This window comes from Pseudomarimonas arenosa (assembly GCF_014841215.1).
Classification (GTDB): Bacteria; Pseudomonadota; Gammaproteobacteria; order Xanthomonadales; family Xanthomonadaceae; genus Pseudomarimonas; species Pseudomarimonas arenosa.
Genome location: NZ_JACYTR010000093.1, coordinates 1 through 9804 on the forward strand (window position 1 = coordinate 1; position 9804 = coordinate 9804).

General features: G+C 64.1%; 6 protein-coding genes. 2 read left to right on the plus strand and 4 right to left on the minus strand.

The annotated features are described in order from the left end of the window. Positions 1–157 precede the first annotated feature (157 nt). The 4 genes from IFO71_RS20775 to IFO71_RS20790 are packed head-to-tail and all read right to left on the minus strand — an operon-like array spanning position 158 to position 6701. On the minus strand, positions 158–2002 hold the full coding sequence (locus IFO71_RS20775; RefSeq protein WP_225444841.1) for a phospholipase D family protein: 1845 nt from the start codon (positions 2000–2002) through the stop codon (positions 158–160). A 36-nt stretch (positions 2003–2038) separates the two neighbouring features. Continuing rightward, positions 2039–2617 (minus strand): YceI family protein, encoded by a 579-nt coding sequence (locus tag IFO71_RS20780; RefSeq protein ID WP_192031607.1) that lies wholly within the window; start codon positions 2615–2617, stop codon positions 2039–2041. Between the two features lie 8 nt (positions 2618–2625). Continuing rightward, positions 2626–3108: a SixA phosphatase family protein gene (locus tag IFO71_RS20785; RefSeq protein WP_192031608.1), complete on the minus strand. Its 483-nt coding sequence runs from the start codon at positions 3106–3108 to the stop codon at positions 2626–2628. Then, positions 3105–6701 (minus strand): hypothetical protein, encoded by a 3597-nt coding sequence (locus tag IFO71_RS20790; RefSeq protein WP_192031609.1) that lies wholly within the window; start codon positions 6699–6701, stop codon positions 3105–3107. The genes IFO71_RS20785 and IFO71_RS20790 overlap by 4 nt, the downstream gene beginning before the upstream one ends. A gap of 158 nt (positions 6702–6859) precedes the next feature. On the opposite strand from IFO71_RS20790, the gene IFO71_RS20795 reads away from it, so the two are divergent. Both IFO71_RS20795 and IFO71_RS22100 read left to right on the plus strand, forming a co-directional pair. Next, positions 6860–8338: an AAA family ATPase gene (locus IFO71_RS20795; RefSeq protein ID WP_192031610.1), complete on the plus strand. Its 1479-nt coding sequence runs from the start codon at positions 6860–6862 to the stop codon at positions 8336–8338. A 1158-nt stretch (positions 8339–9496) separates the two neighbouring features. Beyond that, positions 9497–9804, plus strand: a 308-nt coding sequence (locus tag IFO71_RS22100; protein WP_225444842.1) for a hypothetical protein, incomplete at its 3' end; no start/stop codon positions are given.

A 9804-nucleotide genomic window follows, 5' to 3' on the forward strand; every position in this document is an offset into this window, starting at 1 on the left:
AGCCTGCGCCTTCGCTACGCTCGGTCGGCTGCTGTCGCAGCTGCGCGGGACTGCGTCCCGATCTCGCCCAAGTGGGCCCACCACTTGGGCTCGTCGCGCCTTGCACTCGACGCAAAGTCCTCGCTGATCATCCGCGCCCCCTCATGAAATATCCGGGCTAAAGAATCGGCGACAGGCCGGCGCCAAAGGCGGTGAGAATGCGGGTCGACAGCGATTTGCCGCCGAGTTCGACTTCCGGGAAATCACCGACCGCGACATAGCAGTCATAGAACCGTGGGTCGCGGTAGGGGATGGGTTGGCAGTCCGGCTTCAGTTCCCAGCTGGTGGCGTAGCGCCAGGGCCAGATATCGAATACCGGCAGCGCCTCGGATACTTTGCCCAGCGAGTAGTTGAGCCCGGACAACACCCGCGGCTTGGGGCGCGGTGCAATGGTCCAGGCGTTTTCCGGCGCGGTGTCGCGCAGAATGACGCGCTGCAGTAGGCGCGCGAATTCGGCGTCACGGATCAGCACGAAACTTTCTGTGTTGAGCTGATCGGAGCGCGGATCGAAATTATGCGTGCCGACCACGGCGACCTCATTGTCCACCACCATCGACTTGGCATGCAGTCCGACGCGCATACCGGCCTGGCGCAGAGCCAAGGGGCCACGCTGGCGGCCTGGGCCACGCGAGGAGCCGAACACCCGACGCGATTCGGTGGCATAGGCGCCCAGCACTTCGGCGTCGAAGGGACGACCGGCTTCGACCTCGATCGGGGCGTAAGCTGGGAACGGCTTGTACTCGAAGATCTGAAAGCCGAACTCGCGCAGGTAGCGGCGCTTGTACTTGTGCGAAAGCGCGTACACGGGGAAGGCGTCGGTGGCGGCCAGGCTGTTGGTGGAAATAGTGATCTCGGGTGGATCGTCGCGTTGTTGCAGACGACGGAACTGCCGTCGTGCCTCCTTGGAGAACACCAGATAAGGCGTCTGCAGCACCACTGATTGCCTGGAATCTGCCAGCAGACGACGTAGCCTTGCGCTGACTTCCAGTTCTGCCTCGGTGCGTCGCTCAAACGGCTTGTTGGGTTGGTCTGAGTGGAATTCCACCGCGCCGACCCACAGGCCCTGCCTCTGCAGTCGATCGCGAACCACTGTGGCGCTGTCGGCCATGGCCGAAATATCCAGCATGCGATCGGCACGCTGCAGCTCGGGTTGGCGCAGATCCAGCGGCCGGCCACGGCGTAGCTCGCGATAGACATCGCGCAGTGCCGCCGTCGGTACGCTCAATCGGTGCGCCCAGAACTGCTCGAAGCTGCGCTGCATGTCCTTGGCCACCGGGCCGCCGATCAGCAGGTCACGATCGCGGTAGTTGTAGTCATTGCCCCAATCGAAGTAGCGGTTCTGCACATTGCGACCACCGGTGATCGCCACGACGCCGTCGATCAGCAGCAATTTATTGTGCATGCGCTGATTGAAGCGGGTGAAGCAGCAGACGATGCCGGCAACGAACTGCAGCTTGCCGGTTTCGGCCTCGCCGAAGGTCGGGTTGTAGAGCTGAATCTCCAGATTGCGATGCAGCAGCGACAGCTGGGCCAGGCGGGAGGGGTCATCGGCACTGAATAGCTGATCGACCAGAACACGTACTTTCACCCCACGGCGGGCCGCGGCGATCAGCTCGCGCATGAGCAGGGTGCCGCTGTCGTCCTCGGTGAAGATGAAGCTCTGCAGATCGACACTGCGCCGGGCCGCGCGAATCAGGTGTACGCGGGCCAGCAGGGCATCCTGACCATACTCGATCAGGCTGACAAAATGCGCAGGCTGCTCCTTCGGCGGCGATTCGAGCGCCTGCAGCAAAGGTGAGGGCAGGGCGCAGCGATCTTCGCGCTGACAGGTCAGCTGTGTCTCCTGCTCGGCCGCCACCAAGGCCTGGGCCTCGCGGATATCGCGTCGGCTCGGCATGCAGGCGCTGAGACTGATCAGCAGCATGCACAGGAACCCGCGGGCGCTGCCTTGGTGATCGATCAAGCGTAGCTGCATAACCAGAGGTTGCCGCGCGCGAACTCAGGAGTCGCGCGGCTCCTTGAGCCGAAAGCTGAAAGCCAGCTTGACCTTGTCGGATACCGCCCAACGGCGAGCGGTCATGCCGAACTCACTGCGCTCGATTTCGCCCTGGGCCTGCACCGCGCAGTCCAGGCCGGGCCGATCGCAGGGCGCTGGCAGTAGGGTGAAGCGTGCCGGCCGAGTTACCCCACGCAGGCTGAGTTCGCCGAGCAGCTCGCCACCTTCGGTCAACAGACTGCGTGGGGCGCCACGGGCGCGGAAGTCAATCCACGGATGGCGAAGGGCGTCGAAGAACTCCTCCGATTTGGCCCACTCAACGTGGTCCGGGTTGCGCATCTGCAGGCTCTGCGCGGCGATACGGACATCGACATCGAATCGATCGGCCTGTGCCGGATGGGAGATCGAGCCCTGGATATACTCGAAGCGGCCTTCCAGCTTGCGCACCCAGAGCACGCGCAGGGAGAACTCGGCGCGGGAAAATGCCGGCTCGATCTGACCCAACAGCTCGCTGGCCTGCGCCGAACCCAATGCCGTGCAGGCCAAGAGCAGGCCGAGCAACCAGCGATAGGGGCACCGCAATCGACCGCTCAGGGTGACCAAAACGCCACCAGCCGCGCCGCCCCGGGTTCCAGCTCGGCGCCGGCGGCCAGTTCCAGCTCGGCGATGCCGGCCGGCGGCATGCCGCGGTGGTCGCCACTCTGGCCAGTGGCCAGCAGGGCGGCCAGGCTTTCAAAGCCCGGGTTGTGGCCGACCAGCAGGATCTCGCCGGCCTCGCGATGGCGGTCGATCAATTCGAGCAGGGCGCCGGGCGTGGCTTCATAGATATCCGGCTCGATGCGGGTGTCGATAAAGCCGAGACTTTCCTCAACCAGGGCCAGGGTCTGGCGGGTGCGTTGTGCCGGCGAGCACAGCACCCGCCTGGGACGCGGCCGGGCGGCTAACCAGCGTGCCGCCGCTTCGGCCTCGGCTTCGCCGGTCGGTGACAGGCTGCGATCGGCATCGCTTTGTCCGGGACCGGCCGGCGCGGCGTGGGCATGACGCAACAGGGTGATTCTCAGGCTTTCGTTCATGGCACCGGATCGACGATAGGAATGATGTTGATTTGATTGCGATTCCAGCTGCCCGACAAGGGCGAGGGCAGTTGGATGCTGGTGCTCAGGGTAGCGCTGTTTCGCGCGTCGTAGTTGATGCTCATGTTGCCCGCAGCCTTGCCCAGGCCGAAGGCACCGTCGATAAAGGCGCAGCCTGGGCAGTGCATGGCGTAGTCGAGCAGGTTGATTGTGCCATTGCCCCAGGTGCTCTTGTCGCCGCTCAGCCAGCGCGGATTGCCGCTGCTGTCGTAAATGTAAGTGGCGAAGAACTCAAAGCCGGCCGGGTTGCCGGTGCCGTCCAGGCCTTCGATGGCGTTGCCCCAGCCGGGTTCGCCCAGGTTGAACCAGGCCTGGGTGTGGTTATTGCTGCTGGGGGCAAAACTGAGCCCGATCGAGTCGATCCGCTCAGCGCCGACCCGACCGTCGTTGAAGGCCCAGGCCAGAATCAGACTGTCCGGATCGATCACCCCGACCCAGGCCTGGCCGACCTCGGTGGTGCTGGTGGCGAAGCCGTTCGGCGCGGCGGTATTGCGGTATTGCACGATCGGTAGTTGGCCGCCGAAGAAGTCGACCTGGCCCTGCAGCTGATACCAGATCGAGCTGCGATCGGGGTTGGCGGTGTACCACAGACCGCCGAACAGCTGCCGATTGCTGCCATCGCCGAACTCGGGATAGAAGTAGCCATTGACGCCATTACCGGGACGCAGGGCATTGAAATACAGGCCTCGGCGCGGCGGCGGAGGCGGCGTGCCGGTGGTCAGCGGCTCACACAGGGTGACCGCATTGCAGCTGGCGCCGGTGCTGGTCTGCAGCACCGTGCTGCGATTGGCGCTGGCACTGGTGGCGTCGACGCTGGCGATATGCTGCAGTTCGATGGCAGCCCCGCAGCCGGCGGTCGGGGCGATATAGAACGGTACATTCACTGTGGTATTGGCGCCGGCGGCCAGATTGCCCAGCGGTTGCACTGCCTGGGTGACCTGGATCGGCGAGCCGGCCGGCAGGGCCTCCGGCGTGTACAGGCAGAGTGCCGAACTGGCGTTGGCCGCGGCCTGATTGCAGCGCGCGATCAGCGGATCGTTACCGTCGGCATCATTCAGGCCGATGGTGGCCGAGGCGCCACCGTCGTTCAGCGTGGTGCGGTATTGATACGTGATCTGGCCACTGGTCTCGTAGACCACGGCCTGGAACTCGGCGTTGCCGACCGTGCCACCGGTGGAGAACTGACCGACGCCGGTCCACTGGAACACATGGCAGCCGCCGGCATTGGCACTTTCGGCGCCGCGCGGACAGGTGGCGAAATAGCGGTAGCGCAGGCCGCCGCCGGCCCTGACCACCAGATCATCATGCAGCGGGCGAATCTGCGGTCCGACCGAACCGTTACCAAAGGCGCCATCGCAGCTGTTGCTGAAATCGCCGCCGGATTCCGACGCAGCAAACGAGATGTAACCATTGGTCGACATCACTGCCTGGGTATAGCGCTGGCCGTACAGGGTGATGCCGCTGCCGCCCAGGGCAATGGCGTTGTTGACCCGGCCGTCGTCAGAATCACTCAGGCCCAGCGCCGCCACCGCATTGGCGCCGCTGGCGATGTCGATGAAACTGTAGGAACAGCCTTCGCTCTGCACACGATGACCGAAACTGTTGCTGACGCCTTCGAGATTGGCGCTGCCGCCGCCCTTGGCAAACAGCGCGTGGCCGCTGCTGAAGCCGCCCTGGCCGCTGTTGCTGACTCGCACCGGCACCTGCCAGTGCTCACCGGGGTCGATGATGCTGTCATTGTTGCCGCAGACCTGGCTCAAGGCGCCGTTCTGACTGGCGCTGATGCTGGCGCCGCGCACATTGATGGTGGCGCTGGCGCCGCCCAGCAGCTGGTCGGCGTCAAGCACGCTGACGGTGATGAAGCGTGCTCCGCCGGCAGGGAAGCTGAGCGACAAGCTGCCGCTGCTATTGACGCGATCGAACAGGCCGTCGCTATCGGTGTCGAAACGATAGGTATAGGGGGCGCGGCCGCCGCTGGCGCTGGCATTGAGCGTGAACAGCTCGCCGCTGGCCGGCGGCGTGGTGATGGCCGGCGAACTTAGCGTGACGTTCAGTTGCGCAGCCGAATCAAGGCCATCGATCGTCATCGGATTGCCACCCAGCGGATCGAGATAGTCGCGCATCCGCGTGTTCGCACTGCCCAGCCCATCCCAGGCATGGAACAGGCCGCCGTAATCGTCATTTAGATCGGCCGGGCCGGCGCCGCAGAACGAGGCGCCGCCCGATAACACGCCAATCATCCGCCGCTGTGCGTTGAACAGTGGCGAGCCGGAGGAGCCAGGCTCGGTCACGCTGGGCGGCAGGCTACTGGGCGTGGGCTGGATATTGGGCAGAATCGGCGGGGTCTGATCCCAGTCGGCGCGCCAATGCACGCCGCTGGCGCCGGCGATCGCACTCAGCGTCATCGGCGACTGCACGAAAGTGATGCGCTTTTCGTCGACATTCGGGTGATGAATCGATGCGCACAGACCGACGGTCGACTCCGGTGTGCTCGGTACCGAACAGGTGGTCGGCGGCGGCGAGCGATCCCAACCGGCCCAGTACAGCTGGAAATCGTTGCCGTCCGGCGGTGTCGCCAGCTCCAGCAAGGTCCAGTCCGACTTGCTGCCAGCCACGCCCGCGGCGGCGAACGGATTGTTGGTGGCGGCCAGAAAGCTCAATCCCTGGGTGGTGCGATCGCTGGGCTTGGGCAGGGCGGTGCCGCTGGCGCCGGAGCCCGGCGTGCGGCAAGTCGGCGATTCATAGCGCCAGTACACGCGAGTGGCAGCGGCTGCGCTGTTGTTGCTGATCTGGCAATGGGTGGCGGTGGCGAACAACATGCGACCGTCATTGCGCGTGTTGTTGAGCAAGGAGCCGGTGCAGGTATCGGTACCGTTGACGGTGATCGCGCCCACCGCGCGGCGCGGCTGATTCCATGGATCGGTACTGGCCAGACAGGCGACATCGGTATTGCAGCTGCCCGACTTGCACTCCTTGGCGACCTCGCCGAAGCCGCGATAGCCCTGGTTGACCTGCTGTAGATGCAAATCGACATGGTGTGGCTCGGCCTTGGCCGGCAGGCTCAGCTCGATCAGGGCGCGTTCGCCGGCCAGCACCGGTGTCCACAGCTGGCCATGCGCCAGTCGGTCGGCGGCGGTGTAGGGGCCGAGCACATCCTTGCCCTCATTGCCGACGATGCGCAGCTCGGCGCCGTCCGGCAGGTTGAAGCGATCGAAGCCGAAATTGAGATGCACCGCGGCTTCGGCCTTCACCGTCAGCCGCCACTGCCAGCGGCCATCGTCGAGCAGCTGCCACTGGCCCAGCGATTCGGTGTCGCCCTGCACGCTGCGGGCGACGGCGAAGCGCGAGGGCAGGCCAGCGATCTTGTCGGTGATTTCGTCCTGCTTCGACAGCGCTTCGAGGTCCAGCGCCGGGAAGCTCAGCGCGGCGCCGTGATTGAACGCCTTGCTGAAGGCGTCCGGGCTGGCCGAGCCGGACAGCGGATACAGCAGGGCCAAGGACAGTAGGGACCAGCATCCAAGCGCTTTGCTCATGGCGACTCCTCGCAGCGGCGACCGAGCACTGGGCTCGACGGTGGGATCGGTGTGAATCAGGTCACGCAGAGCACCGATGATAGTCGATTGGCTAAGTCTAGCTGCCGTCACTGGCCTGCTCGGCTTATTCTCTTGCTCAGGTTCAACCCCGACAGATCATGTTCGACGCCCACGATATTGCTGTTCTGGTGCGCTCTGGCGCGCCCTTGATAGTCATCGAAACCAGCGAAGAAAAGCTGCTGGTCGACGCTTTTCGCCGTGTGGTGGGGGAGTTGTTCCGGCCGCTGTGGCAATGGAGCATCACCAATGGCCTGAAGCGGCTGGACATCGACGACGAGGAAACGCCGCCCTGCAATGATTCCAGCCAGGTGCTGGAATGGATGTATCGCCATCCGCAGCGCGGTATCTGGCTGCTGTTCGATTTCAGCCCCTACCTGCGCTATGCCAGCAATCTGCGCCGGGTGCGTGAGGTGGCGATGGCGCAGGCCGGGGCCGCGCAGTGCGTGGTGCTGGTCGGCAGCAAGGTGGAGATCCCGGAGGAGCTGGCCGATCTGGTGACCCGCTTCGAGATGCGCCTGCCTGACGAAGCAACCCTGATGCGTCTGCTGCGCGAGGAGGCATTCGCCTATTCGCGTGAACACAGCGGGCGGCGGGTGGATGTGGACAGCAATGCCCAGCGCGCCCTGATCCGCCATCTGTTGGGCCTGTCGTTGATCGATGCGCGCAAGATCGTGCGTCAGCTGATCCATGCCGACGGCAAGATCGGCGAAGCCGATGTGCGCGAGGCGCAGAAAGCCAAGTTCGACCTGCTCGGCCGCGACGGCATCCTGCACTACGAACCCGATGCCAGCGAGTTCAGCGAGGTGGCCGGCCTGGCCAAGCTGAAACACTGGATTGCCCAGCGCCGCGCCCTGTTCGTCGACGGCAAGGCGCCGAAGGGACTTGATCCGCCGCGCGGCGTGCTGTTGCTCGGCGTGCAGGGTTGCGGCAAGAGTCTGGCAGCCAAGGCCATCGCCGGCGGCTTCGGTGTGCCCCTGATGCGACTCGATTTTGGTGCGCTGTACAACAAGTATCACGGTGAAACCGAGCGCAATCTGCGCGATGCACTGAAGACCGCCGAAGCGATGGCACCCTGTGTGCTGTGGTGCGATGAAATCGAAAAAGGTCTGGCCACCTCAAACAGCGACGATGGCGTCAGCCGTCGCGTGCTCGGATCCCTGCTGACCTGGATGAGTGAGCGCAAACGGCCGGTATTCCTGGTCGCCACCGCCAATGCGGTTGACCAGCTACCGCCCGAGTTCCTGCGCAAGGGCCGCTTCGACGAAATCTTCTTTGTCGATCTGCCCGGCGCCGACGCCCGTGCCGAGGCGTTTCGCATCCACTTCCGCCGCCGCGAGCTGGCCCCCGAGCGCTTCGATCTGCCGGCCCTGGTCGCCGCCAGCGAGGGCTTCTCCGGCGCCGAAATCGAGCAAGCCATCGTCGCTGCCCTGTACGAGACCTACGCCGCCGATCAACCGCTGGGGCAGGCGCCCCTGCTCGCCGCCCTGCGCGCCACGCGGCCGCTGTCGGTACTGATGGCCGAGAAAGTGCAGTGGCTGCGCGACTGGGCGCGGGAACGTTGTGTGCCCGCCGACTGATCGGCGGGTTAAAGCTGGTGGCGTTGGGCGCGTCTTGAGCTAAGGTCTCCCCACAAAACTAGCAGGCAGTTCAATCATTTAAAGCAGAGCCACAAGCAAGAGCGTTTCGTTCCGCCCTTCGGGCGGCCCGAGCCACCTTTCTTTGCTGCCAAAGAAAGTGTGGCCCAAAGAAGCCACCCAGTGAACGCGCCTTCCGGGCTCCTGCCCTCCAGGTTCGCACGCGAGGGCCGGGTTTCGACAGCCACATTACTTTGTACTGGCGAAACACGCGCACATCGTGTGCGCGTCCCTTCGGGCTTTTCGTCCCTCACGTGCCGCATTCCCACGGGACCCGATTGACTCAGGCTCGGTCGCACTCAACGCCGCGAAAGCGCCCTCGTAGGCTGGCGCTGAGCGCAGCGAAGCCCAGCAAACGGCCAAGAAAAAGGTGGGGAGACCTCAGGTCTTGACCTGCCATGTTGCTTCTCAACGCACGTCGGTGGTGATATCTCTGCTCGGCGAATCTGTTGCGCATGCCAGCAAGCCAACGCGCGTCATTGACCGGCTGCCTCATGATTGCTACCCGCTGCAGTTTGTCATCAACCAATGATGAAACTATATGCTGTGCTAGCATTGGTTTGACTGTATCGTGCCCCTGTTCGGCGACGGCGAAATTCCCAATGTCGTCCTATTCGGCGGGCCAGGGCGCCAGGGCCCGCCAAACTGCTTCTCAACCCGCGTCGGTAGCGAGATTTCTGCGCGCGACTTTGATCGTTTGCTTTGCGATTGTCGTGGGTCGCAAGTGAGGTTGCGACTGGTGGCGAAACCGTATGTTGTGGGTTCGATGACCTGGCCGTGTGCCTGGTTGGCCGGCCAAGACGCCAAGACCCGCCCTGATCCTGCTAGCCGTCTAGCGTCGCGGAAATCCGGTGTGAACTAGTTCACACAAAAAAGCGCCCGGATGCTATTGCGTTACCCCCCCCCATCACATAGCATTCACGCCGAATTTTTGAGCCGGCGTTGCCGATGGCTTGAGTCTCTCCCGAACTCGGCCCCACCAGACCTCGGTCGGAACTCTCCAATTCTTCCTCTCTGTGATCAAGCCGCCTGCACGATCTAGGGTCGTGCGGATTGCCTTCGCTTGCTCAAGCACTCTCAAACTTCAACCTGGCTACCACTGTGAAAAATCGCTCAAAACCGCTCGTTGCTGACCTAGCTGTCTCCTATCAGGGCAACGCCTTCAATCAAATTAGGCGCTCGATCCTGGGCAACGCGCTGCTGGGCGTCTGCCGCTGGACCTTGATTTGCGGCATGGTCGGTGCCAGCGCTGCCTCGGCAAACACGGCCAGCAAGATCGAGCTCGCAGGCTCGGCTCCTCAGTCCAAAGGGGACGACACCGACCGAGGGACGCCGATGGACGAAGTCGAGGTGAGTGCTACCTACTGGCCCCGGCCGACCGGCTGGGGTTCGACACATCGGCCTTTCGA

Bases quoted from the DNA above. Each gene is read 5' to 3' on its own strand.
- IFO71_RS20785 (WP_192031608.1), bottom strand. From the start codon at position 3,108: ATGAACGAAAGCCTGAGAATCACCCTGTTGCGTCATGCCCACGCCGCG.
- IFO71_RS20790 (WP_192031609.1), bottom strand. From the start codon at position 6,701: ATGAGCAAAGCGCTTGGATGCTGGTCCCTACTGTCCTTGGCCCTGCTG.
- IFO71_RS20795 (WP_192031610.1), top strand. From the start codon at position 6,860: ATGTTCGACGCCCACGATATTGCTGTTCTGGTGCGCTCTGGCGCGCCC.